The organism is Nocardioides xinjiangensis (genome assembly GCF_017916455.1).
GTDB classification, from domain to species: domain Bacteria; phylum Actinomycetota; class Actinomycetes; order Propionibacteriales; family Nocardioidaceae; genus Nocardioides; species Nocardioides xinjiangensis.
This window is the reverse complement of sequence record NZ_JAFMSY010000002.1, coordinates 211,898-234,540: the sequence shown is the minus strand read 5'-3', so window position 1 is coordinate 234,540 and position 22,643 is coordinate 211,898. Positions and strand designations below refer to the sequence as shown.

21 protein-coding genes are annotated in these 22,643 nt (G+C 74.1%); 9 read left to right on the top strand and 12 right to left on the bottom strand.

Features of this window, described 5'->3' with window-relative positions; translation table 11 throughout:
* Positions 1–26 precede the first annotated feature (26 nt).
* A complete protein-coding gene (locus J3P38_RS12085; RefSeq protein ID WP_210503816.1) occupies positions 27–1,058 on the top strand; it encodes a M28 family metallopeptidase in 1,032 nt (343 codons plus the stop codon).
* A gap of 13 nt (positions 1,059–1,071) precedes the next feature.
* Here J3P38_RS12085 and J3P38_RS12080 read toward each other — a convergent pair whose 3' ends face one another.
* The gene (locus J3P38_RS12080) at positions 1,072–2,181 is read right to left on the bottom strand and encodes a CapA family protein (RefSeq protein ID WP_210503815.1); all 1,110 of its coding nucleotides are present in this window, start codon (positions 2,179–2,181) and stop codon (positions 1,072–1,074) included.
* 134 nt (positions 2,182–2,315) lie between these two features.
* Between J3P38_RS12080 and J3P38_RS12075 the strand changes: the two genes are divergently transcribed.
* The gene (locus J3P38_RS12075) at positions 2,316–2,867 is read left to right on the top strand and encodes a hypothetical protein (RefSeq protein WP_210503814.1); all 552 of its coding nucleotides are present in this window, start codon (positions 2,316–2,318) and stop codon (positions 2,865–2,867) included.
* 19 nt (positions 2,868–2,886) lie between these two features.
* On the opposite strand, the gene J3P38_RS12070 is transcribed toward J3P38_RS12075, so the two are convergent.
* Together J3P38_RS12070 and J3P38_RS12065 are read right to left on the bottom strand one after the other, a co-directional pair.
* Positions 2,887–3,363 (bottom strand): DUF456 domain-containing protein, encoded by a 477-nt coding sequence (locus J3P38_RS12070; RefSeq protein WP_210503813.1) that lies wholly within the window; start codon positions 3,361–3,363, stop codon positions 2,887–2,889.
* Positions 3,364–3,459: 96 nt separating this feature from the next.
* Positions 3,460–3,714 (bottom strand): DUF7455 domain-containing protein, encoded by a 255-nt coding sequence (locus J3P38_RS12065; protein WP_210441066.1) that lies wholly within the window; start codon positions 3,712–3,714, stop codon positions 3,460–3,462.
* A 236-nt stretch (positions 3,715–3,950) separates the two neighbouring features.
* Between J3P38_RS12065 and J3P38_RS12060 the strand changes: the two genes are divergently transcribed.
* Both J3P38_RS12060 and J3P38_RS12055 read left to right on the top strand, forming a co-directional pair.
* Positions 3,951–6,023, top strand: a complete 2,073-nt coding sequence (locus tag J3P38_RS12060) for a DNA gyrase/topoisomerase IV subunit B (RefSeq protein WP_307807883.1) — start codon at positions 3,951–3,953, stop codon at positions 6,021–6,023.
* Positions 6,024–6,085: 62 nt separating this feature from the next.
* Positions 6,086–6,268 carry a hypothetical protein gene (locus J3P38_RS12055; RefSeq protein ID WP_210503811.1) on the top strand — a complete coding sequence of 61 codons (183 nt, stop codon included), beginning with the start codon at positions 6,086–6,088 and terminating at the stop codon, positions 6,266–6,268.
* Between the two features lie 3 nt (positions 6,269–6,271).
* Here J3P38_RS12055 and J3P38_RS12050 read toward each other — a convergent pair whose 3' ends face one another.
* From J3P38_RS12050 to J3P38_RS12025, 6 genes are all read right to left on the bottom strand, one after another.
* Positions 6,272–7,045, bottom strand: coding sequence for an SDR family oxidoreductase (locus J3P38_RS12050; protein ID WP_246856051.1), 774 nt, complete (start codon positions 7,043–7,045; stop codon positions 6,272–6,274).
* Between the two features lie 35 nt (positions 7,046–7,080).
* Positions 7,081–7,998, bottom strand: coding sequence for an RNA polymerase sigma factor SigJ (gene sigJ, locus J3P38_RS12045; protein WP_210503810.1), 918 nt, complete (start codon positions 7,996–7,998; stop codon positions 7,081–7,083).
* Positions 7,999–8,098: 100 nt separating this feature from the next.
* Complete coding sequence (locus tag J3P38_RS12040; RefSeq protein ID WP_210441062.1) at positions 8,099–8,593, bottom strand: beta-class carbonic anhydrase; 495 nt, start codon at positions 8,591–8,593, stop codon at positions 8,099–8,101.
* 59 nt (positions 8,594–8,652) lie between these two features.
* Positions 8,653–10,413: an MFS transporter gene (locus J3P38_RS12035; RefSeq protein WP_210503809.1), complete on the bottom strand. Its 1,761-nt coding sequence runs from the start codon at positions 10,411–10,413 to the stop codon at positions 8,653–8,655.
* The gene (locus J3P38_RS12030) at positions 10,410–11,168 is read right to left on the bottom strand and encodes an LppX_LprAFG lipoprotein (protein WP_210503808.1); all 759 of its coding nucleotides are present in this window, start codon (positions 11,166–11,168) and stop codon (positions 10,410–10,412) included. The genes J3P38_RS12035 and J3P38_RS12030 overlap by 4 nt, the downstream gene beginning before the upstream one ends.
* Positions 11,169–11,172: 4 nt before the next feature.
* Positions 11,173–13,704, bottom strand: coding sequence for a DNA gyrase/topoisomerase IV subunit A (locus J3P38_RS12025; RefSeq protein ID WP_210503807.1), 2,532 nt, complete (start codon positions 13,702–13,704; stop codon positions 11,173–11,175).
* A gap of 114 nt (positions 13,705–13,818) precedes the next feature.
* Between J3P38_RS12025 and J3P38_RS12020 the strand changes: the two genes are divergently transcribed.
* Genes J3P38_RS12020 through J3P38_RS12010 form a run of 3 tightly spaced genes read left to right on the top strand, consistent with a single transcriptional unit; the run spans position 13,819 to position 18,288 of the window.
* On the top strand, positions 13,819–16,533 hold the full coding sequence (locus J3P38_RS12020; protein WP_307807882.1) for a bifunctional acetate--CoA ligase family protein/GNAT family N-acetyltransferase: 2,715 nt from the start codon (positions 13,819–13,821) through the stop codon (positions 16,531–16,533).
* A 23-nt stretch (positions 16,534–16,556) separates the two neighbouring features.
* The gene (locus J3P38_RS12015) at positions 16,557–17,138 is read left to right on the top strand and encodes a DUF5998 family protein (RefSeq protein ID WP_210441053.1); all 582 of its coding nucleotides are present in this window, start codon (positions 16,557–16,559) and stop codon (positions 17,136–17,138) included.
* 7 nt (positions 17,139–17,145) lie between these two features.
* Positions 17,146–18,288, top strand: a complete 1,143-nt coding sequence (locus tag J3P38_RS12010) for an alkaline phosphatase family protein (protein WP_210503806.1) — start codon at positions 17,146–17,148, stop codon at positions 18,286–18,288.
* A gap of 154 nt (positions 18,289–18,442) precedes the next feature.
* On the opposite strand, the gene J3P38_RS12005 is transcribed toward J3P38_RS12010, so the two are convergent.
* Positions 18,443–19,096 (bottom strand): thymidine kinase, encoded by a 654-nt coding sequence (locus J3P38_RS12005; protein WP_210441049.1) that lies wholly within the window; start codon positions 19,094–19,096, stop codon positions 18,443–18,445.
* Positions 19,097–19,150: 54 nt separating this feature from the next.
* Here J3P38_RS12005 and J3P38_RS12000 point away from each other — a divergent pair, with 54 nt between their 5' ends.
* Complete coding sequence (locus J3P38_RS12000; RefSeq protein ID WP_210503805.1) at positions 19,151–19,981, top strand: sulfurtransferase; 831 nt, start codon at positions 19,151–19,153, stop codon at positions 19,979–19,981.
* Here J3P38_RS12000 and J3P38_RS11995 read toward each other — a convergent pair whose 3' ends face one another.
* Positions 19,982–20,818 carry an MOSC domain-containing protein gene (locus J3P38_RS11995; protein ID WP_210503804.1) on the bottom strand — a complete coding sequence of 279 codons (837 nt, stop codon included), beginning with the start codon at positions 20,816–20,818 and terminating at the stop codon, positions 19,982–19,984. It lies immediately after the preceding gene.
* Positions 20,819–20,860: 42 nt separating this feature from the next.
* Positions 20,861–21,826: a septation protein SepH gene (sepH, locus tag J3P38_RS11990; protein ID WP_210503803.1), complete on the bottom strand. Its 966-nt coding sequence runs from the start codon at positions 21,824–21,826 to the stop codon at positions 20,861–20,863.
* A gap of 164 nt (positions 21,827–21,990) precedes the next feature.
* Between sepH and J3P38_RS11985 the strand changes: the two genes are divergently transcribed.
* A complete protein-coding gene (locus J3P38_RS11985) occupies positions 21,991–22,626 on the top strand; it encodes a trimeric intracellular cation channel family protein (RefSeq protein WP_307807881.1) in 636 nt (211 codons plus the stop codon).
* Positions 22,627–22,643: the final 17 nt, after the last annotated feature.

The following is a 22,643-nucleotide window of genomic DNA, read 5'->3' as shown; positions in this document are numbered from 1 at the left end:
CGACCCGCGACGGCTACGGTGACGGCATGCCCGCTCCTCGTCGTGCCGCGCTGGCCGGTGCGGCGCTGCTCGTGCTGGCGGGCTGCAGCGGCACGCGCGACGCCGACGCGCCGGGCCCGGACCGGTCCCCGGCCGACCCGACGTCGAGCGCGGCGGAGCCAAGCCCGTCGCCCGACCAGTCGTCCACCCCGTCCTCGCCGTCCCCGGGACCGGAGTCGCCCACCGGCTCCGCACCCGGCGCGGAGCGTCCCGTCGGGCCCGACGACCTGGACCCGGGCGTCGCGGTCCGGGCGGTGCGACACCTCGCTGGCCGGATCGGGCCGCGCGAGGCCACCGGCAGGGCGTACGCCCGCGCGGCCGCGTGGGTCGGCGACGAGCTGGCAGGGCTCGGCTACGACGTCGCACGCCAGCGGGTCGACGTGCCGGCGGGGGAGTCGTGGGGGGTGCCGGTGCCGGCGGGGCGCTCGGTCAACGTCGTGGCGACGCCTCCGGGCTTCGACCCCGCCGAGGCCCACCTCGTGGTCGGGGCGCACCTCGACACCGTTCCGCAGGCGCCCGGCGCGGAGGACAACGCATCCGGGGTCGGCACCCTGCTGGCGGTCGCGACAGCCGCGGCCGAGCGCCGGACCCGGCTCCCGGTGGTCTTCGTGGCCTTCGGCGCCGAGGAGCCGCGCGGCGCCCCGGAGGACCACCACTACGGCTCCCGGCGCTACGTCGCCCTCCTCGGCCTGCAGCAGCGCGCCGCGGTCCGCGGCATGGTCTCCCTCGACCGGGTCGGCGTCGGCGGCCGCGTGCCGGTGGGGTCCGCGGACGACACCGACCCCGTCCAGCAGGCCCTGCTCGCCGCCGCCCGGCGCGCCGCCGTCCCGGTGGCGGCCGAGGGCGGCCAGCGCAGCAGCGACCACTGGTCCTTCGTCCGCGCGGGGCTGCCGGGGGCGCGCCTGGGGTCGACGCCGTACGCGGGCTACCACTCGCCGGGCGACGTGCCGGCGGTGGTGTCGCCCGCGCAGCTCGAGCGGACCGGCCGGATCGTGCTCGCCTGGCTGGCGCCGCGCTGATCCTGCCGGGTCGTCAGCGCAGGCCGGCGCAGGCGCGCAGCGCCGCGCGCTCGGCCCGGGCAGCTGCCGCGGCGTCGCCCGTCACCCGATGGGCGAGCCCGTCGGCGCCGATCACTGCCGGCCACCAGTGGGACCCGGTGACCCTCGCCCGGCCGTCGCGCTCGCGCGGCGGGCGCACCAGGAGGGTCAGGACGCCGGTGGGACCGGGGGAGTACCACGCGAAGTTCCCCAGCCCGTAGGCCACGTAGCCCGGGCCGAGCCTGCCGTCGCCCTGCAGCTCGTGGGCGTGGCTGCCGACGACGACGTCCGCGCCGGCGGCCACGAGCCGCCCGGCGAGATCGCGCTGGTCACCGGTCGGGCACCGCTGCCCCTGGATGCCCCAGTGGGCGTTGACCACCACCACGTCGGCCGCCGCGTCAGCCCGACGCACCGCCCGCAGCAGCCGCCACGGGTCCAGCGCGTCGGCGATCCCGCCGCGGTCGGGCCCAGCCGCCCAGGCGCCGGTCGGGTCGGCGGTCGGGTCCTGGTCGGCGACCGACGCAGCGAGCGTGGCGACGATCGTGCCGTCGACGTCGGTGAGCGCCGGCCGGAACGCCTCCTGCACGTCGGCGCCGATGCCGACCACGGCCAGGGCGGGATCAGCCGCGGCCGCCCGGCGCGCGGCGCGCAGGGTGGACGGCAGGCGGGCGCGCCCGTGGTCCAGCGCGTGGTTGTTGGCCATGCCGGCCACGTCGACGCCGGCCTCGGCCAGGGCGGTGAACGCCTCGGGCCCGGCGGAGAACACGAACCGCTTGCCCGGCTGGGGCCGGCCGCCCGTGCCGACCGAGGTCTCGAGGTTGACGATCGCCACGTCGGCGGCGGCCAGCGCGGGCGCCGCCGGTGCGAGCGCCGTCGCAGGGTCGCGCAGACGGGCAGCCAGCTGCCCCTCGAAGTGGACGTCGCCGGCGACCGCGATGGACACCGGCCGCGGCCGCGGCCGCGGCCCGGGCCGGGCCGGCTCCACGGACGACGAGTCGTTCGGGGACGCGGTCGAGGACTCCTGCGCCGGTGGCGCCGCGGGCACCGGCGGGTCGGCGGGGGCGGTGCACGCCGCGGCGAGCAGGGGCAGGAGCAGCACGGCCACCGCGGGAGTCCGGCGTACGACGGGTGTCACCGCCACCGACCTCCGAGGGACATGGCGCCATGGTGCCACCCGGTCGTGTCCGTCCCCCGGAAGAAGGTGGACGCGACCGGGGTCCGCGGTGACAGACTCGGGTCATGACTCGGAACCCGCTCCTGACCGTCCCCGCGCTCGCCTCGCTGATCGCGCTGTGCGTGCTGGCCGCCGCTCCGGCGCACGCCGAGTTCTACAGCATCGACGACCCGGCGGACGCGCGCGCGTCGCTGACCGACATCCACGCCGTGGAGGCCAACCACGGCAAGGAGAACGTGCTCGTCAAGGTGCGCTTCGCCGAATTGATGCGCTCGAGCGCGGCCGGGGTGTCGGTCTTCTTCGACACCGACCGCGGCGACAGGGGCCCCGAGTACGTCCTCAGCAGCGGCCTCGGCGACGGCACCGACTACGTCCTGACCGAGGCGGACGGGTGGCGCGGCAGCGACGACCGGGTCGGCTGCGACTACTCGGCGCGGCCCAAGTGGGGCCAGGAGGTCTTCCGCGCGGTCATCAGCCGCCGCTGCTTCGACCGGGTGCCGTCCGTGCGGGTGTCGGTCAAGATGGTCGACCAGGCCGACGGCTCGCACCCGGTGCTCGACTGGGCGCCGAGGCGGCACCGCTGGAGTCTGCCGATCGCCTCCGGCCTCGGGGCCTGAACCGGGCGCTCGCGGGCGCCTACGTGACCGCGACCCCCACGACCCAGGTCACCGTGGCCAGGAACGCGGCGACCAGCTCGATGAGGATCGAGACGCCGACGGCCTTGAGCGCGGCCACCGTCGAGGGCCAGGCGCCCGCCCCGCCGATGCGGGCCCGCTCGGCGGCGTACACACCGAGGACGAACCCGACGAACATGCCCACCACGGGGACCGCGAAGAAGCCGACGAACGCCAGCAGGGCCCCGACCACCAACGTGCGGGTGGGGACGCCCGACGCCTTGAGGCGGCGGCCGGGGACGAGGTACTTCACCACCGTGCCCCCAGCGAGCAGCACGCTCGCCACGGCCAGGACGGTCCACGCCGCCGGGGTGCCGACCTGCACCGCCCACACCAGGATCGCGCCGAGGACCAGCACGGTCCCCGGCAGCACGGGGACGATGATGCCCGCTATGCCGACGGCGATCGCGAGCGCGACGAGGACCTCGGTGGCAGTCACGCCGCACAGCCTCCCAGACGGGGTGCAGACGCAGCACGGCCCCGGAGAGCGTGTCCGGGGCCGTGCTGGAAGTAGGGGTCGGGGGAAGGGTGCTGCTCAGGCCTCGCGGTCCGCCGCCGGCGTGGCCGGGGCGCCCAGCTTGTGGGTCTCGTCGTGGACCGTCGCCGCGATCTCGCGCAGCTTCTCGCCGTGCTCGCGGGCGTGGTGGGCGCAGAACAGCAGCTCGCCGCCGGTCTGGAGCTCCACACGGAGGTAGGCCTGGGCGCCGCAGCGGTCGCAGCGGTCACCCGCCGTGAGGACGGCTTGGGTGGGTGCGGTGGCAGTGGTCACGTCAGCCTCATTTCTGTTCATCGGTGTCTGGCCCAACGTAGCCCGTGGGACAAAGATTCCCGCCGGCCACCTGGTTCGAGAGGTCCTGCAGTCAATCACGTCACATCGCTCCCCGCCGGCGTTGTCCTCAACCGTGGACGTGTCGTCGTGGAGCGGTGCCTGCCTGTCAGGTGCCCCACGCTAGACCGGAGCATGCACGCCGCGGGGCAGGCGTGCCTGCGTCGGGACCCGGCGTGTCGCAGGTAGGTTTGTCCCTCGTGGCAGCCCCGTCAGACAACACCTACAACGCCGCACACCTGCTCGTCCTCGAGGGCCTCGACGCGGTGCGCAAGCGGCCGGGCATGTACATCGGCTCGACCGACACCCGCGGCCTCATGCACTGCCTGTGGGAGATCATCGACAACGGCGTGGACGAGGCCCTGGCCGGCGTCGCGCACCTGGTCGAGGTGACGCTCCACGACGACGGGTCCGTCGAGGTCTACGACGACGGGCGCGGCATCCCCACCGACAAGGAGCCCAAGACCGGGCTCCCGGGCGTCGAGGTCGTGGCGACCAAGCTGCACGCCGGCGGCAAGTTCGGCGGCGGCTCCTACGTCGCCACCGGCGGCCTGCACGGCGTCGGCCTCTCGGTCGTCAACGCGCTGTCCTCCCGGATGGACATCGACGTCGACCGCGCGCCCACCCAGCAGGGCCTGTCGTTCCAGCGCGGCGTGCCGGGCGTCTTCGACGGCGACGGGCCCTCGGCCGCGTTCACGCCGCGGTCCGGGCTGACCCGCAAGGGCAAGCGCGTCGCCAAGGGCAGGTCGGGCACCCGCATCCGCTTCTGGCCGGACCGGCAGATCTTCACCAAGGACGCGCGGTTCGAGATGGAGGGCCTGCTCGGCCGCGCCCGCCAGACGTCGTACATCGTCCCGGGCCTCGAGCTGGTCATCCGCGACCGGCGCTCGGGCGAGATGGTCGAGGAGAAGTTCCGCCACGACGGCGGCATCGCCGAGTTCGTCGAGTTCCTCTCCCACGGCGAGCCCGTCACCGACATCCTCCGGCTCCAGGGCAGCGACACCTTCACCGAGACCGTGCCGCTGCTCGACGACCGGGGGCACATGACGCCGCAGGAGGTCGAGCGCGAGCTGAGCGTCGACGTCGCGGTGCGGTGGGACACCGCGTACGACACCGAGGTCCGCTCCTTCGTCAACGTCATCGCCACCCCGAAGGGGGGCACCCACGTCAGCGGGTTCGAAGCCGCGCTGACCAAGACCTTCAACGACGCCATGCGCGCCGCCAAGGTGCTCAAGGCCGCCGACGCCGACGTCATCAAGGACGACGTGCTCGAGGGCCTCACCGCCGTGGTCACCGTGCGGCTCGCGGAGCCGCAGTTCGAGGGACAGACCAAGGAGATCCTCGGCACGCCCGCCGCGCGCAGCGTGGTGCGCAAGGTGGTCGCGAACGAGCTCAAGGCCTTCCTCACCTCGACGAAGCGCGCCGAGAAGGCGCAGGCCAAGCTGCTGATGGAGAAGGTGGCGGGGGCGTCCAAGACGCGGCTCGCGGCCCGGCAGCACAAGGAGAACCAGCGCCGTAAGAACGCGCTGGAGTCGTCGGCGCTGCCGGCGAAGCTGTTCGACTGCCGCAGCACCGACACCGAGCGCACGGAGCTGTTCATCGTCGAGGGCGATTCCGCGATGGGCACCGCGAAGGCCGCCCGCAGCAGCGAGTTCCAGGCGCTGCTGCCGATCCGCGGCAAGATCCTCAACGTGCAGAAGGCGACCGTCGGCGACATGCTGAAGAACGCCGAGTGCGCCTCGATCATCCAGGTGGTCGGCGCCGGGTCCGGGCGCACGTTCGACCTCGAGCAGGCGCGCTACGGCCGGATCATCCTGATGGCCGACGCCGACTCCGACGGCGCCCACATCCGGTGCCTGCTGGCGACGCTGTTCTTCAAGTACATGCCCGAGCTCGTGCGCGACGGCCGCCTCTACTCCGCGGTGCCGCCGCTGCACCGCATCGAGCTGTCCAACCCGCGGAAGGGGGTGGACAAGTACATCTACACCTACTCCGACGACGAGCTGCAGCGGAAGCTGGCGGAGCTGAAGAAGAGGAACCTGCGCTGGAAGGACCCGGTGCAGCGCTACAAGGGCCTCGGCGAGATGGACGCCGACCAGCTGGCCGAGACCACCATGGACCCGCGCCACCGCACGCTGCGCAAGCTGACGATCGACGACGTCGACGAGGCGAGCAAGGTGTTCGACCTCCTCATGGGCTCCGACGTCGCACCGCGCAAGGAGTTCATCGTCCAGGGCGCCTACGAGGTCGACGTCGAGGCACTGGACGCGTGATCGCGCGGCAGTCCGCGCGGCGTCGTGACCCCGAGCAGCAGGATCGCCGCAAGTCTCCGCGCATGGGGTTCGTCGAGTTCGTGGTGTTCGTGCTGCCGCAGTGGGCCGTCGGAGCGTTGAACCTCTACTGGATCATCCGGCTCGGGGTGCGCCACGGCACGCTCGACGCCTGCCGGATCGATCGGGTCGACGAGCGCATCGCGCGGATCCAGGCCGACACCGGGCGGTCGGGCGACCTGCAGTAGCGCTCACCGGACCTGCTGCAACCACGCGGCGAAGGTCGTCGACCCGTGGTCGGCGCCGGGACCGGTCACCAGCGTCCCGTCGCGCATCGCCCGGCCGAGGGCACCGGGCAGCGGGACGCCGACGACGCGGCCCGGGCGACCCGTCGCGCGGGCCCAGGCGCGCACCATGTCGACCATCCGCTCGCGACGCGGCCCGCCCAGGTCCGCCACCCGCCCAGCGGGAGCGCCCTCGGCGAGGTCCACGAGGCGGGCCGCCACCTCCGCGGCGGCGACGGGCTCGGACACCATGCGGGGCACGAGCACGAGGGGGCCGACGCTGATTGCGCCGTGGACCTGGCCCGCGAACTCGTGGAACTGCGTGGCCCGCAGGATGGTCCAGGGCACGCGGGACCTCCGGACGAGCTCCTCCTGCAGCACCTTGCCGGCGTAGTAGCCGTGCGGCGCTCGGTCGATGCCCACGATCGAGAGCGCGACGTGGTGGCCGGCGCCGGCGCGCTCCTCGGCTGCGAGCAGGTTGCGGGTGACCGAGCCGAAGAACCTCCGCGACTCCTCGCTCCTCCGCGAGGCCTGCGAGCTGACGTCGACCACCACGCCGACGCCGCGCAGCGCCTCGTCGAGTCCGGTGCCGGCGACGAGGTCGACGCCGCTCGTGCGCGACAGCACGACGACCTCGTGGCCCCGCCGGCGGGCGTCCTCGACGACGTGGCGTCCGACCGTGCCGGTGCCACCGGCGACGGCGATCTTCAGTGCTGGTCCTGGGACTGTCGGTTCGCTCATGACCACACGACCGGACAGCGGGTGCGAATGTGAGGTCAGTCCCCGGCCGGCTCCAGCCAGGAGCCCAGCTTGCGCGGAGTGAGGGTCAGCCAGACGTTCGCGACCCGGCCTCCGGTGACCCGGAAGGTGGCCACGGCGGCGACGACGCCGTCGCGCCGCAGCACCAGCCGCGTCTCGCCGGCGGCGTCCTCGAGCGTCGCCTCGAGGTCGGAGGACTTCCGGAACGCCCCCAGGAGGAACCGTGCCACCCGCTCGGCGCCGACGACCGGCCGGAGCGCGGCGCTCACCTGGCCGCCGCCGTCGCTGGTCGCGACCGCGTCCGGGTCGAGCCGCGCGACGAGCGTCGCCACGTCGCCGGTGAGGCAGGCTGCGACGAACGACTCGACGACCTGCCGGTGCTGCATGGGCGCGACGTCGCGGCGGCGCTCCTCGTCCACGTGCCTGCGGGCGGTCGACGCCAGCTTGCGCACGGCCTGGGGCGTCCGCCCGACCATCTCCGCGATCTCGTCGAAGCGGTAGCCGAACACGTCGTGCAGCACCAGCGCCACCCGCTCGGCCGGGGTGAGGGAGTCCAGGACCACCATCAGGGCCATGGTGACCTCGTCGGCGAGGGAGGCCTGGTCCGCCGGGTCGGCGGTCCGTGCCTCGCCGCCGCGGGCGAGGGGTGAGCCGGCGGCCAGCGGCTCGGGCAGCCACTCGCCGACGTACGACTCGCGGCGGTGCCGCGCGGAGTCGAGGACGTTGAGGCAGACGCGAGTCATGGCGGTGGTCAGCCAGGCCGCCGGGTTGCGGATCGCGGCCTGCTCGGACGCGTCCAGGCGGTACCACCGCACGTACGTCTCCTGGACGGCGTCCTCGGCCTCGGCGTGGTTGCCCAGCATGCGGTAGCCGATCGCCAGCAGGCGGGCGCGTTCGTCGAGGAGTCCGGCCACGCTGTCGTCCTGGTCGGTCACGTCCGCATCCTTCCGTCGAGGTGCAGTGACGCCCGGACGGCGCGCGGGAACGTGACGTCGGCCCGCGACCTCGTCCGGACCGCCGAGCGCACGCGCGCGCTCACACGTGCTGGGTGAGCAGGCCCGTGTCGACGTCGTAGAGGAAGCCCCCGACCTTGGCGCGGTCGCCGATCAGCGGGTGGGTGCGGACCTTGGCGACGTCCTGGCGGAGCTGGTCGACCTGGTCGGTGACGACGCCGAACGACTGCCAGCTGGCGTCGACGCCCGCGGACTCCCCGACCCGCGCCCGCAGCTCCTGCTCGGACGCCGAGGCCATCGCGCACCGCGTGTGTGGCACGACGAGGATGCGCTGCACGTTGAGCAGGTGCACCCCGAGCACCAGCGCCTCGAGCGCCTGGGGCGTGACGCGCCCGCCCGGGTTCCGGAAGATCTTGGCGTCGCCGTGCCGGAGGCCGAGCATGCGCAGCGGGTCGATGCGCGAGTCCATGCAGGTGACCAGCGCGATGCCGGCGTGCGCCTTGCCGTCGAAGCCGCCGAGGTCGAAGGACGCCGCGAACTGGCGGTTGGCGTCGAGGAGGTCGTCGAAGTCGCTCACGACCCGCAGGCTAGTCCCCGTGGGCGCCGGTGGGCGCCCGGCCCCGCGATCCGGGCGCCTCAGCCGCCCGACCCGATGGCGTCCCGGACGGTGAGCCGGGTCGGCCGCAAGTCGCGGAACAGCACGAGTGCCAGGACGGCGGCGACCGCCGCACACCCGGCGGCGCCCCAGAAGACGGCGTGCTCCTGCGCGATGCCGGCGACACGGAGCAGGTCGGAGAACTCCTTGCACCGGCTGTCGCCGTCGCAGACCTCCTGCACCGGGGGGACGGCCCGTTGCTCGGCGTAGTAGCGCCGCAGCCCGATGGTGGTGAGAGCGGAGATGCCCACGAGCATCCCGACCATCCGGGCGACGACGACGAACGCGCTGGCGACGCCGTGCACGTCGTCGTCGGTGGACGCGAGCAGCGCCGCGTTGACCGGCGCGAGCGCCAGGCCGAACCCGAGCCCGCCGGTGACGAGTGCGAGGTTCGCGACCGGCTCCTCGATCGTCGTGAGGCCCCAGCGGGTCATGAGCACGAACGCCACCGCCGCCATCACCATGCCGACGGCGGTGACGAGACCCGGGGAGAGGAAGCGGATGAGGTAGCCGCCGGCGACCGCGCCGACCGGCAGCGCGACCAGGAAGCGCACCAGCACGAGGGCCGCGGGCAGCTGGTCGTCGGGGTAGACCGTGGTGCGGGCGAACAGCGGGATGTCGATGAGCGCGGCGATCAGGGCGGCGCCGACGAAGAAGCTGACCAGCAGTGCGCCCCAGGCGGGCGTACGACGCAGCGCACCGCGCGGCACGAGCGGGTCGGCGGCGCGGCGCACGTGCCAGGCGAAGGCGGCGGCGGCGACGACCGCGCCCAGGAGGTACCAGCGTCCGCGTGGCGAGAACACCTCGACCTTGGGGTCGGCGGTGGCGAAGGCGAGGATCACGCCGCCGAGCGCGGCCGCGAGGAGCAGCGCGCCGGCCAGGTCGGCCTCGACGAGGACGCGGGTCCAGCCGCGCAGGTCCAGCAGGGGCCGCGGGGCGTACCAGCACCAGGCGAGCAGGAGCGCCAGGGCGGCGACGGTGGTCGCGCCGATCGGGGTCAGCCAGCGCCCGTCGCCCGCGAACGGGATGAAGAGCCGGCCCCACGTGAGGTCGCGCATGAGCGGCGCGGGCCGCAGGAACACGATGGCGGCGCTGGCCAGGGCGGCGAGCAGCAGCGCGGTGCCCACCACGTCGACGCGCCGCCGGGCCTCGTCCGACCGGGGCGCGAGGGCACGGATCGCGGCGGCGAGGACCAGTCCCGCCGCCAGGTTGACCGCGAAGATCGCCCGCCAGTCGGCGATGGCGAGGACCGCCGCGCCGAAGAGCGGGCCGAGCACCGAGCCGATCTCCTGGACCGCCGAGACGACCCCGAGCGGGACGCCGCGCCGGTGCGCCGGGTAGAGGTCGGCGACCAGCGCGAGGGTGGCGGGCACGAGGCCGCCTCCGCCGACGCCCTGGAGGAACCGCCCCGCCACGATGCTGGGCATGTCGTAGGCGACGGTCGTCACGAGCGACCCGAGGGCGAACAGCACGAGCGCCATGACGAGCACCGGGACCCGCCCGCGGAGGTCGGCGATCCGACCGATGAGCGGCAGCATCGCGACGTAGCCGAGCAGGAAGCCGCTCACGATGGGGGCGGCGCGCTGGAGCTGGTCGATGGGCACGCCGACGCCGGTCATCATGTCGGGCAGTGCCAGCACCACGACGTACGTGTCGGCGGCGGCGATCGCGACGGCGACCGCCGCCAGCGCGAGGAGCAGCCGCGAGGTGCGGGTGACCTCGGCGGCCGTGGCCCCGCTCACGGCGCGGTGATGTCCTTGTCGGTGCCGTAGTCGGCGAAGTCGACGGTGTAGGTCATCTCGTCGGCGCGCGGGTAGAAGGCGCCGGTGAGCGTCGCCCTGCGAAGCTCGCCCTCGTCGCTGACCTGCCACTCCACGTCGAAGGACTCACCGGTGGAGGACGGGATCACCGACTTCATGGCGTTGCCGGGCACCGTGCCGGTGTACGTCGTGAGGATCTCGCTGTTGTCGGCGCCGCCGCGCACGCTCTCGCCCGCCTCGGGTGAGTCGGTGAGCGTGAGCAGCCCCGCGAACCCGTCGTCGCCGATGAGGCCGGACGGGTCGGGGGCGCCGTACTCCTGGGGGTCGACCTCGTTCCACCCCGGGGTGAACGGCAGCTGGGCGTAGACCGTGTCGTCGACCGCGACGACCGGCACGTCGACGTTCTGCCCGGCGAAGACGACGGTGATCGAGCCCTCGAACGCGGGCGCGTTCGTCAGGGTGCCCACCGCGCGGGTGATGCCGGACACGCCGTCGGGCAGCGCCTCGGTGGAGAGGGTGAGCTCGACGCCGCTGGTCTCGGTCAGGGTCGCCGACGCCTCGGCGAGCACCTCCTCCGGCGTCGGGCCGTCGTCCCCGCCCGGGCCGCTCCCGCTCCCGCCGCCCGAGCAGGCGGCGAGCACCGGCAGGGCCAGCGCGACCGCGGCCGCGCGGGTCGTGAGTCGTGCTGCGGCGCGGGCGGGCCGCGAGTGGGTCCGTGCAGGTCCTCGAGCGGGCATGGCGTCAGCCTTCCACAGGGGTGGCGGCGGCGCCCGCCGCCGGACCGGCGGCCCCGGAGTCATGGGCGGCGACCTGGGCGGCGACCTGCGCGGTGACGGGGGACGCCACGGCCGCGATCGGCTGGGCTGCCGGCACGCCCGACCCGTCGCGCTTCCCGGTGGGGTCGGGCAGGTCCACCGGAGCCCCGCTCGACGCCGCCGCGCGCGCCGGGCCAGGTCCGGCCCAGGCGGCCACGAGGGTGTCCTCACCCTTGAGGAAGCGATGGCTGCGGACCCCTCCGGTGGCCCGGCCCTTGGCCGGGTACTCGCTGAACGGCGTGACCTTCACCGCGCCGGCCTCCGTGCCCGGCAGGGCGGTCGAGGAGCCGGAGGCGGTCACCACGACGGCCCCCGCCGGGTCGAACGCGCCGAAGAAGGCGACCTGCTGGCCGGCGCCGAGCTTGATGCCGGCCATGCCGCCGCCGGCACGCCCCTGGGGGCGCACCGCGGACGCGGGGAAGTGCAGCAGCTGGGCGTCGGTGGAGATGAAGCAGAGCTCCTCCTCGCCCGTGACCAGCTCGACGGCGCCGACGACCTCGTCGCCGTCCCGCAGCCCGATGACCTCCCACTCGTCGCGGCCCAGCACCTCGGGGTTGACGCGCTTCACGACGCCGTCGCGGGTGCCGAGGGCGAGGCCGGGACCGTCGGTCGCCAGCGACGTCAGGGCCAGGGGACGCTCACCTGCCTCGAGCGACAGGACCTCGCTGAGCGGCAGGCCGCCCTGCAGGTTGGGGTCGTTGGCCGAGTCGGGCAGCTCCGGCATGTCGAGCACCCCGACCCTCACCAGCCGGCCGCGGCTGGTGACCACGCCGACCTCGCTGCGCGCGGTCGTGCGCACGGCGCTCGTGACGACGTCGTGGTTGGCGCGGCCCTCGCCGTGGCCGGGCGGGGCCGCCGACGTCGTACGGGCGAGCAGGCCGCTGGAGGACAGGAGCGCGAAGCAGGGGTCGTCGGCGACCTCCAGCGGCGTGGTCGAGGCGGCCGTGACGGCGGTGCCGGCCGAGGCGAGCAGGACCGTGCGGCGCGGCGTGCCGTGCTCCTTGGCGACGTCGCCCAGCTCGTCGGAGACGACCTTCCGCAGCAGCTTCTCGTCGGCGAGGATCGCGTCGAGGTACTCGATGGTGCGCTCGAGCTCGCTCTTCTCCTTCTCGAGCTCGAGCTTGGAGAACCTGGTGAGGCGGCGCAGCGGCATGTCGAGGATGTAGTCGGCCTGCGCCTCGGACAGGTCGAAGACCGAGATCAGGCGCTCCTTGGCGGCCGCGGCGTTGTCGGAGGACCGGATGACCTGGATGACCTCGTCGATGTCGAGGATCGCGACGAGCAGGCCGTCGACGAGGTGCAGCCGGTCGGCGGCCTTCGTGCGGCGGAACACGGAGCGACGGCGTACGACCTCGAAGCGGTGCCCGAGGAACACCTCGAGCAGCTGCTTGAGGCCCAGGGTGCGCGGCTGGCCGTCGACGAGGGCGACGGCGTTGATGCCGAAGGAGTCCTCCATCGCGGTCTGGCGGTAGAGCTGCTCGAGGATCGCCTCGGGGACGAAGCCGTTCTTGACCTCGATGACCAGACGCAGGCCGTTGTCGCGGTCGCTGAGGTCCTTGATGTCGGCGATGCCCTGCAGCTTCTTGCCCAGGACGAGCTTCTTGATCTGCTCCATGACCCGCTCGGTACCGACGCCGTAGGGGAGCTCGGTGACCACGATCCCCTTGCGGCGCGGGGTGACCGACTCGATGCGGGCGGTGGCGCGCATGCGGAAGGTGCCGCGGCCCGACTCGTAGGCGTCGCGGATGCCGTCGAGCCCGACGATCTTGCCGCCGGTCGGCAGGTCGGGCCCGGGGACGAACCGCATGAGGTCGTCGAGGCTCGCGCCCGGGTGGGTGATGAGGTGCTTGAGCGCCTGGACCACCTCGACGAGGTTGTGCGGGGCGATGTTGGTGGCCATGCCGACCGCGATGCCGGCGGAGCCGTTGACGAGCAGGTGCGGGATCGCGGCCGGCAGGACCACCGGCTCCATCTCGCGGGAGTCGTAGTTGGGCTTGAAGTCGACGGTGTCCTCGTCGATCGAGGCGGTCATCGCCACCGCCGCCGGCGCCATCCGGCACTCGGTGTAGCGCATCGCCGCGGGGGCGTCGTCGGGGGAGCCGAAGTTGCCGTGGCCGTCGACGGTCCGCAGCCGCATCGACCACGGCTGCGCCATCCGGACGAGCGCGTCGTAGATCGCGCCGTCGCCGTGGGGGTGCAGCCGGCCCATCACCTCGCCGACGACGCGCGCGCTCTTCACGTGCCCGCGGTCGGGCCGCAGCGACATGTCGTCCATCGTGTAGAGGATGCGGCGCTGCACCGGCTTGAGGCCGTCGCGGGCGTCAGGCAGCGCGCGGGAGTAGATGACGGAGTAGGCGTACTCCAGGAACGAGGTCTGCATCTCGTCGCGGATGTCGGTGTCGAGGATGTGCTCCTCGAAGTCGTCCGGGAGGGGCTGCTTCGCCGTGCGTCGTGCCATGGCGTGCATTCTCCCCGCTCCGTCCCCGCGACCCCACGGGGGCACGCCGGTGCGGGTCGCGTCGTTCCGTCGGGGGACGGGCGCCGGGCGTCGCCCAGCCGATAGATTGCAGCCGTGACCGAAGCGCACGAGCTGTCGACCGTTCCGCCGCCCCCGCGGCACTGGGAGGCGGACGTCCTGCTGCGCGACGGGCGCACGGCACACATCCGGCCCATCCAGCCGGAGGACCGCGAGCTGCTCGTCGAGTTCTACAGCCGCGTCTCCGACCAGTCGAAGTACTACCGCTTCTTCTCCCCGATGCCCGAGCTGTCCGAGCGCGACCTCGACCGCTTCACCCGGGTCGACCACCGCGACCGCGTGGCGATGATCCTGCTCGTCGCCGGCCAGATGATCGCCGTCGGTCGCTACGACACGATCCGCCCCGGCTACGCCGAGGTGGCCTTCCTCGTGGAGGACCGCCACCAGGGCCGCGGCATCGGCCAGCTGCTGCTCGAGCACCTCGCGCAGGCGGGGCGCGAGCGCGGCATCGAGGAGTTCGTCGCCGAGGTGCTCCCCGACAACCAGCCGATGATCCACACCTTCAAGGACGCCGGCTACCAGGTCAGGAGCGCCTTCGAGGACGGCGTGATGGAGCTGGTGTTCCGCATCGACCCCACCGAGACCGCGATCGGGGTCATGGAGCGGCGCGAGCACCGCGCGGAGTACGCCTCGATCGAGCGGTTCTTCGCGCCCAGGTCGGTCGCCATCATCGGGGCCAGCCGCCGCCAGGACACGATCGGGCAGGCGCTCGTGCGCCACCTCGTGCTCGGCAACTTCACCGGGCGCATCCACGTCGTCAACCCCAGCGCCGACTCGGTGTCGGGCATGCCGGCGTGGAAGACGGTGGGGGAGATCCCCGGCGAGGTGGACGTCGCGATCGTCGCGGTCCCGGCGGAGTCGGTGCAGGACGTCGTGCTCGACTGCGCCGCCAAGGGCGTCCACGGCCTGGTCGTGATCTCGTCCGGCTTCGCGGAGACGGGCGAGGAGGGCCGGATGCGCCAGCGCCGCCTGGTGGGGCTCTCGCGCTCCTACGGCCTGCGCCTCATCGGTCCCAACGCGCTCGGCATCATCAACACCGATCCCGACGTCCAGCTCAACGCGTCCCTGTCCTCGGTGATGCCGCCGCGGGGCCGCGCCGGCTTCTTCTCCCAGTCCGGCGCCCTCGGCTCGGCGATCCTCGAGAAGGTGCAGAACCGCGGACTGGGCCTCACCACGTTCGTCAGCGCCGGCAACCGCGCCGACGTGTCCGGCAACGACCTCCTCCAGTACTGGGAGGAGGACGACGCCACCGAGGTGGTGCTGCTGTACCTCGAGTCGATCGGCAACCCGCGCAAGTTCTCGCGCATCGCCCGGCGGGTCAGCCGCCGCAAGCCGATCGTGGCCGTGCGGTCCGGCCGCAGCTCGCAGGGCGTGCCCATGGGCCACGCGGTCCGCAAGATCGGTGCGCCCGCCGAGGCCGTGGACGCGATGTTCCGGCAGGCCGGGATCATCCAGGTCGAGTCGCTGGAGGAGATGTTCGACGTCGCCCAGCTGCTCGCCCACCAGCCGCTGCCGCGCGGGCGCCGGGTCGCGATCGTCGGCAACTCCGACGCCCTGGGCCTGCTCGCCGTCGACGCCGCCAACTCCGTCGGCCTCGTGGTCAACCGGCAGGAGGCGCTCGGCGCCGATGCGACCGCCGAGGACTTCGAGGACGCCCTCGACGCCGCGATCGACGACCCGGAGGTCGACGCGGTGGTCGCCATCTTCATCCCGCCGCTCAACGTCGCCGGGGCGCGCGAGGACGTCGCCAACGTGCTCGCCGCCGTCGGCGAGCAATCCGACAAGCCGATCGTGTCGACGTTCCTCGGCACCGAGGGCGTCCCCGAGCTGCTGCGCGTGCCCGACGTCGCCGGCTCCAGCGCCGGCCGGGGGTCCGTGCCGTCGTACCCCGCCGTGGAGGCCGCGGTCCGCGCGCTCGCGCGGGTGGTGGAGTACGCCGTGTGGTTGCGGGTCCCGCAGACGACGATCACCGAGCCGGCCGTCAACGACCTCGACGCTGCTCGCCACCTCGTCAACGAGGTGCTGATGCGCCATCCCGAGGGCCGGGACCTCGACTTCGAGGAGCAGAGCCGCCTGCTGGGCGCCTACGGCATCGACCTGTGGGAGACCTACGCCGTGGCGACGCTCGACGAGGCGCTCACCGCGGGGGAGGCGCTCGGTTGGGACGTCGTGCTCAAGGCGACGGCCGACCACCTGCGCGACCGCCCCGACCTCGCCCACGTGTGGCGCAACATCGACGACGCGGACGCCATGGCCAGCGCGTGGCGCGCGCTCAACCAGGTCATCACCGACCCCGACCGGGCCGGTTTCGTGGTGCAGCGCAACGCACCGCCGGGCGTGCCCGTCACGATCGCGACCATGGAGGACCCGCTCTTCGGGCCCGTGCTGTCGTTCGGCATCAGCGGTCCGCTCACCGAGCTCCTCGGCGACCGGTCCTTCCGCATCCCGCCGCTGGCCGACCACGACGCCCAGGACATGGTCCGCGAGATCAAGGCCTCGCCGCTGCTGTTCGGCTACCGCGGCAGCGAGATCGTCGACGTGGGGGAGATCGAGCGGCTGGTGCGCCAGGTGGCGCAGCTCCAGCACGACCTGCCCCAGGTGCGCGCCCTGCAGCTGCCGCTCGTCCTCGCCGGCGCCCACGGAGCGACGGTGCTGGGCGCGTCGGTGCGCGTGGAGCCGGTGAAGGACCCGCGCTCGGACTGGTTCGTGCGCCGGCTCAGCACGATGCCCGGGGACACGCTGCCCGACTGAGCCCCGCGTGACAGACTGCGACCATGCCCCGCTCCACCCGTGACGCGGACGTCTCCCACGACCTCCGCCAGGCGATCCACCGCACCGGCTACTACCCCGAGGTCGTGACCGACGGCGTCTTCTCGGCCGCCGGCGGCGAGGAGGTCCTCTCCTACTTCGTCCACCACGAGACGACGTTCGACCACGAGGAGGTGCGCCGCCACCTCACGGCGCTGCTGCTCACGCCGACGCGGCTGGTGATCGCGCACACCGACGAGCACCCGGGCGACGACCTGCTGCCCGAGCCGTACACCTCGACGACCACCGAGGCGGTCACGCTGACCTCGATCAGGACGGTGGTCGTCACCCGGATGGTCGCCAACCCCACGGCCGGCGTCGCCCCGCCGGCGGAGGCGGTGCTGACGATCGGCTGGGGCGGCGTGGGCCGCATCGACCTCGAGCCTGCCGGCTGCTCGGACCCCGACTGCGACGCCGACCACGGCTACACCGGCACCCTGGCCGGCGACGACTACACCCTGCGCGTCTCCGCCGCGGCCGAGGGCGCCGACGCGGTCGCCGGGCTGCTGGCCTTCTCCGACGCGCTCTCCGCGCGGACCCGCGGATGAGCATCGCGTGACCGCCGCCCCCGGTGCGGGCCCGTCCGGCTTCCTGCCGCCGGCCTACGGCGACCGCTCGCTGGCCGACGTCGTCCCGTCGGTCGCCCGGGCCCTCGGCGTCCCGCTCGACGGCCACCCCGTGGGGCTCGAGCTGCCCGAGGCGCCGTCGTACGTCGTCTTCCTCGTCGACGGGATGGGGGCGGAGCTGATCGCCCGCCACGGCCACGCCGCGCCGTACCTGTCCTCGCTCGCCGAGGGCGCCGCGACCGGTACCGCCGGCGTGCCGTCCACCACCGCCACGTCGCTCACCTCCCTCGGCACCGGGCTCGCCCCGGGTGTCCACGGGCTGGTCGGCTTCACCGCCCGCATCCCCGGCACCGACCGGCTGCTCAACCACCTCTGGTGGGACAAGACCGTCGACCCGGTCGAGTGGCAGCCGCACCCCACGGCGCTCGGACGGCTGGCCCGCGCCGGCGTCCACGTCACCTCGGTCAACAAGCGCGACTTCGACGGCACGGGCCTGACCGTCGCCTCGCAGCGCGGAGCGACGTACGTCGGCGCGGACCGGGTGGGCGAGCGGATCGCGGCCACCGTCGCCGCCTCGGCCGACGAGCCCTCGCTGACCTACGTCTACGACTCCGACCTCGACTGGACCGGGCACAAGTTCGGCGTCGCGTCGACGCAGTGGCTCCAGCAGCTCGCGATGGTCGACGCGGAGGCCGAGCAGCTGCGCGAGGCGCTCCCGGCGTCGACGCGGCTGCTCGTCGTCGCCGACCACGGCATGGTCGACAGCCCTCGGACGTCCCGCGTCGACGTGGACGAGGTCGAGGGGATGCGCGACGGCGTGGCCCTGCTCGGCGGCGAGGCGCGCTTCCGCCACCTCTACTGCTCGGCGGGCGCCGTCGCCGACGTCGTCGACACCTGGCGCGAGGTGCTGGGTGACGCGGCGACCGTGCTGACCCGCGAGGACGCGGTCGGCCGCGGCTGGTTCGGCGACGTCGCGCCCGGCGTCCTGCCACGGCTGGGCGACGTGATGGTCGCCTGCCACGGCGACGCCGCGATCATCTCCACGCGCGACTTCCCCTACGAGGACACCCTCGTGGGGCTGCACGGCTCGCTCACTCCGGCCGAGATGCTGATCCCGGTGCTCGTCGGCTGATCCCCGCCCGTGAGTCGCCAGGAGACTCACAGCCAGGTCGGCGTGTCGGTCGACCGGAACCGCCTCCGGCGGCCCGGTCCCGCGGGTTCGGGGACGTACTGACAAAGTTCTGGTCGTCCGACGCGCCGCGGCGCGCGTCGCGCTCGCGCGGGCCTCAGCCGAAGGGCAGGGGCTCGGGGGCCAGGGAGACGGCCTTGGCGCGAGCGGCCGTGAGCCGGCGCCGGTGGTGCTGGCGGCAGAGCACCTCGTAGGCCACGTCGGCGGCGGGCTCGTCGACCTGGTCGACGTCGCCGACGACGATCACCTCGCCCTCCACCACCATCACGCCGTTCTCCGTGCGCGCGTTGTGCGTGGCGCGCTTGCCGCACCAGCACAGCGCCTCGACCTGGAGCACGTTCATCCGGTCGGCGAGCTCGACGAGACGGGCGCTGCCCGGGAAGAGCACCGAGCGGAAGTCGGTGAGGATGCCGAAGGCGAACACGTCGATCTGCAGCTCGTCGACGACCTTGGCGAGCTGGTCGATCTGCTCCGCGGTGTAGAACTGGGCCTCGTCGCAGATGAGGTAGTCGATGCGGCCGCCGCGCGTGAGCGTGGCGACGACGTAGGCCCAGAAGTCGAAGCCGCCGTCGACCTCGAGCGCGTCGTGGGTGAGGCCGAGCCGGCTCGAGACCACCGCCTGGCCCGCCCGGTCGTGCGTGGTGAAGATGCGGCCGACGCGTCCGCGGGCGGCGTGGTTGTGGTTGGTCTGGAGCGCCAGCGTCGACTTGCCGGAGTCCATCGTGCCCGTGAAGAAGTGCAGCTCAGCCATGTCCGGGCGATCTTGTCACAGCGACGGCCCCGCCGGGCGGCTACCGTGCCGGTCATGGACGCCAGCGGCCCGCTCATCAGCCCCGCCGACCTCGCCGCCGACCTCGCCGACGAACAGGCGCGCGTCACCGTGCTCGACGTCCGCTACGCGCTGGGTGGCCCGCCCGGCCGCGAGGCGCACGCCTCCGGGCACGTGCCGGGGGCGGCGTACGTCGACCTCGACGAGGACCTCGCCGACCCGCCCGGCGAGGGCGGGCGTCACCCGCTGCCCGACGAGGCGCGGTTCGCCGCCGCCATGCGGCGCGCCGGCGTGCGGGACGACCGGCCCGTCGTGGTCTACGACGACTGGCAGGGTCGGGCCGCCGCGCGCGCCTGGTGGCTGCTGCGTCACCACGGACACCGTGACGTGCGTGTCCTGGACGGCGGGTGGACGGCCTGGCTCGAGGAGGGGCACCCCGTCGAGGTGGGGGAGACGCACCCCGCGCCGGGCGACTTCACGGTGGCGGCGTCCAAGGGGGCCGCCGTGGTCGGGGCCGACGACGTGCTCGACGTCGAGGTGCTCGTCGACGCGCGCGCGCCCGAGCGCTACCGCGGGGAGACCGAGCCCGTCGACCCGGTGGCCGGGCACATCCCGGGCGCGGTCAACGTCCCGACCACCGACAACCTCGACGAGCGGGGGCGCTTCCGGTCGCCGGCCGAGCTCCGGGCGAGGTACGCCCGCGTCGGCGCCGACACCGCCGGCTCCGTCGCGGCCTACTGCGGGTCGGGGGTCACGGCGGCGCACGACCTGCTCGCGATGGAGGTGGCCGGCATCCGCGCGGCGCTCTACCCGGGCAGCTGGAGCGGCTGGGTCACCGATCCGTCGCGCCCGGTCGCCACCGGGTGATCAGTCGGCCGTGACCTCGTCGCCGACGGCGATCCGCCCGACGGTCTCGGGCACCAGGTGCACGGCGAACAGCGTCTTGCCCCCGACGAGGCGGTGGCGCGCGAGCGTCCGGATCGGCTCCCGGCCGGTCGCCAGCGTGTGCAGGTCGATCGCCGTCATCACGCACCGGCTGACCGGCTTGCCCAGCCGGAACCGGACGTCCCCGACGACCACGTGCGTCCACCGGTCCTCGGCGAACGGCTCGTCGCCGTCGACGACGAGGTTGGCGCGGAACCGCTCGACGGGCAGCGGCTCCGGCGGATCCTCGCCCGTCTCGAGGGCGCGCTCGGTGATCCAGTCGTGCAGCTGCCGCAGCGAGGCGAGGGAGGCGATGGTCACGGGGAAGGAGTCGGCGAACGCGGTGTGGTCGCCGGGCACGGAGAACCCCGGCTGGAGGGTGCGGCTCCGCGGATCGTGGCACCACACCAGGCGTACGTCGGGGCGGTCGACGACGGCTCGGACCCACTCGTCCGCGTCGTCCCCCGCAGGCGTCGCCCACAGGTCCTGGGAGAACAGCCGCACGGCCACCGGGTCGGCGTCCGGGACGTCGAGCTCCAGGTCGGCCCGCCCGGGCGCACGGAGCCGGAGGGCGGAGGTCACCGTGGGGTCGGTGGCGGGCGTGTCGGCCACGATGGTGAACGTCGCGTGCGCCTCACGGGCCGAGACGAGACGACCCTCGCCGTCGACGAGCATCCAGGAGCGGTCGTCGGCCAGGCCGCGCGGCAGCACGTCGGCGGCGGGGACCGGCCGGACGGCCCCGGACTTCAGCGGGTGGACGTTGAGCTGCAGCAGGCGCACTGGCCACTCACCCGCCGCGGACCCGCGCCGCCCTCGGCCGGTTCACTCGCTCTTGCCGCCGCCGAACATGATCTCGTCCCAGCTCGGGACCGACGCGCGGCCGCGCTTCCTCGCGGGCCGGCGCGGCTCCGCGGGGGCCTGGGCGGCGGGTCCGGCCGCGTCGGGCTCGGACCTGCCGGCGGGGTCGGCGGCGGATCGGCCTTGGCCGTCCTCCTCGGCGTCGGCAGCGGCCGGCTGCGCATCGAGCCCCTCGTCGAAGAGCTCCATGGTCGTCTCGGTGGCGGACTGCTCGCCGGCGACCATCTCGATCGCGTCGTCGCCCAGCGGCACGTCGCCGACCGCGCTGAGCCGGCGCCGGCGGGCCGCGAGCTCGTCGTCGGCGGCCTCGGGGCCGGGCCGGGCGTCGTGCTCGGGGGCGTGCTCGGCGGCGGACGGCGCCGCGTCACCGACCAGCCAGTGGGCGTCCTCGTCGTCGACGGTCACGAAGTTGCCGCGGGGGTCGTGGGAGAAGGTCGCGATGCCGGAGCGCCCGGCCACGTCGAAGACCCCGGTGAGCGTCCAGCGCCCGTCCTCGCGGCGCCAGGCGTCCCACTCCACGCTGCTCGGGTCGACGTTGTGCGAGCGCAGGTGGGCGCTCACGGCCTCGCCGAGCGTGCGCGCACCCGACTCGGTGGCGCGGCGGCGCACGGACGCGAGCTGGGCCCGCTCGGCGACGTGGGCGCGCTCGGCCATCACGGGGGCGGCGAAGGGCATGATCTTCTCGACCGACGTGCCCGCGGCGTGTGCCACCGCCTCGGGACTCTCACCGGCGCGGATGCGCGTCTGGATGTCGCGGGGGCGGAGGCTTGATTGCATCGGGATCTCCAACTGGCCGTTGCTGTCGGGTGCGCCCGCCAGGGCGCGGCGGAGCCGTGCGTCGATCGCCAGGGAGTGCTGCTGGCCCGACTCGTCCACCAGCAGCAGGCGCTTGCCGTCCCCGCTGCGTCCGGTGAACGTCAGCTTGGCCATGGACGGCGGACTCCTGCCTGCGGCGGTGACGGGTGGCGGTCGGGTGGCGGTCGGGTAGCGGGCGGTGAGGGGCGGTCGGTGCACGGCTGCATCCGTTGCGTCGAGCCTACGCCAGCGCGGTGCCCCGGCGCCGTTGCGCCCGCGGCGCGCCCTAGGCTTCCCGGGTGCCCGACACGCACTTCGCCGCGACGCTGGTCGTGCTCGACCTGACCGGCATCTTCGTCTTCGCGGTCGCCGGCGCCCTGGTGGCCGTCCGCCGCAACCTCGACCTCTTCGCCGCCCTGGTGCTCGGCGGGGTCACCGGGCTCGGCGGCGGCTTCATCCGCGACGTCCTCATCGGTGCCACGCCGCCCGCCGCGCTCGCCGACTGGCGCTACCTGCTGGTCCCGGTCGCGGCCGGCCTGCTCACGTTCGTCTTCCACCCGACGGTCGGCCGGATGGAGCGCACGATCACGGTGCTCGACGCGTTCGGCCTGGCCCTGTTCTGCGTGACGGGCGCCCTCAAGGCGCTGGACTTCGGCCTGGAGCCCCTGCCGGCGGCGCTGCTCGGCATGGTCACCGGGATCGGCGGCGGGATGATCCGCGACGTCCTGGCGGGCAGCGTCCCGGTGATCTTCGAGGGCGTCCTCTACGCCACGCCGGCACTGGCCGGGGCGGGGGTGGTGGTGGTGCTGGACCGCCTCGGCCTGCCCCTGCTGGTCGTCGCGGCCGCGGGCTTCGCGACCTGTCTCGGGTGGCGCCTGCTGGCGCTCGTGCGCGGCTGGCGCGCGCCGCTGCCGAGGGGCCCGGCCAACGTCTGAGCCGCGGCGTCCCCGGT

Excerpts from the sequence above, each read along its gene's own strand:
- J3P38_RS12000 (WP_210503805.1), top strand. The coding sequence starts at position 19,151 with ATGGACGCCAGCGGCCCGCTCATCAGCCCCGCCGACCTCGCCGCCGAC.
- J3P38_RS12030 (WP_210503808.1), bottom strand. The coding sequence starts at position 11,168 with ATGCCCGCTCGAGGACCTGCACGGACCCACTCGCGGCCCGCCCGCGCC.
- J3P38_RS12065 (WP_210441066.1), bottom strand. The coding sequence starts at position 3,714 with ATGAACAGAAATGAGGCTGACGTGACCACTGCCACCGCACCCACCCAA.
- J3P38_RS12025 (WP_210503807.1), bottom strand. The coding sequence starts at position 13,704 with ATGGCACGACGCACGGCGAAGCAGCCCCTCCCGGACGACTTCGAGGAG.
- J3P38_RS12050 (WP_246856051.1), bottom strand. The coding sequence starts at position 7,045 with ATGAGCGAACCGACAGTCCCAGGACCAGCACTGAAGATCGCCGTCGCC.
- J3P38_RS12005 (WP_210441049.1), bottom strand. The coding sequence starts at position 19,096 with ATGGCTGAGCTGCACTTCTTCACGGGCACGATGGACTCCGGCAAGTCG.
- J3P38_RS12075 (WP_210503814.1), top strand. The coding sequence starts at position 2,316 with ATGACTCGGAACCCGCTCCTGACCGTCCCCGCGCTCGCCTCGCTGATC.
- J3P38_RS12085 (WP_210503816.1), top strand. The coding sequence starts at position 27 with ATGCCCGCTCCTCGTCGTGCCGCGCTGGCCGGTGCGGCGCTGCTCGTG.
- J3P38_RS12055 (WP_210503811.1), top strand. The coding sequence starts at position 6,086 with ATGGGGTTCGTCGAGTTCGTGGTGTTCGTGCTGCCGCAGTGGGCCGTC.
- sepH (WP_210503803.1), bottom strand. The coding sequence starts at position 21,826 with ATGGCCAAGCTGACGTTCACCGGACGCAGCGGGGACGGCAAGCGCCTG.
- J3P38_RS12015 (WP_210441053.1), top strand. The coding sequence starts at position 16,557 with ATGCCCCGCTCCACCCGTGACGCGGACGTCTCCCACGACCTCCGCCAG.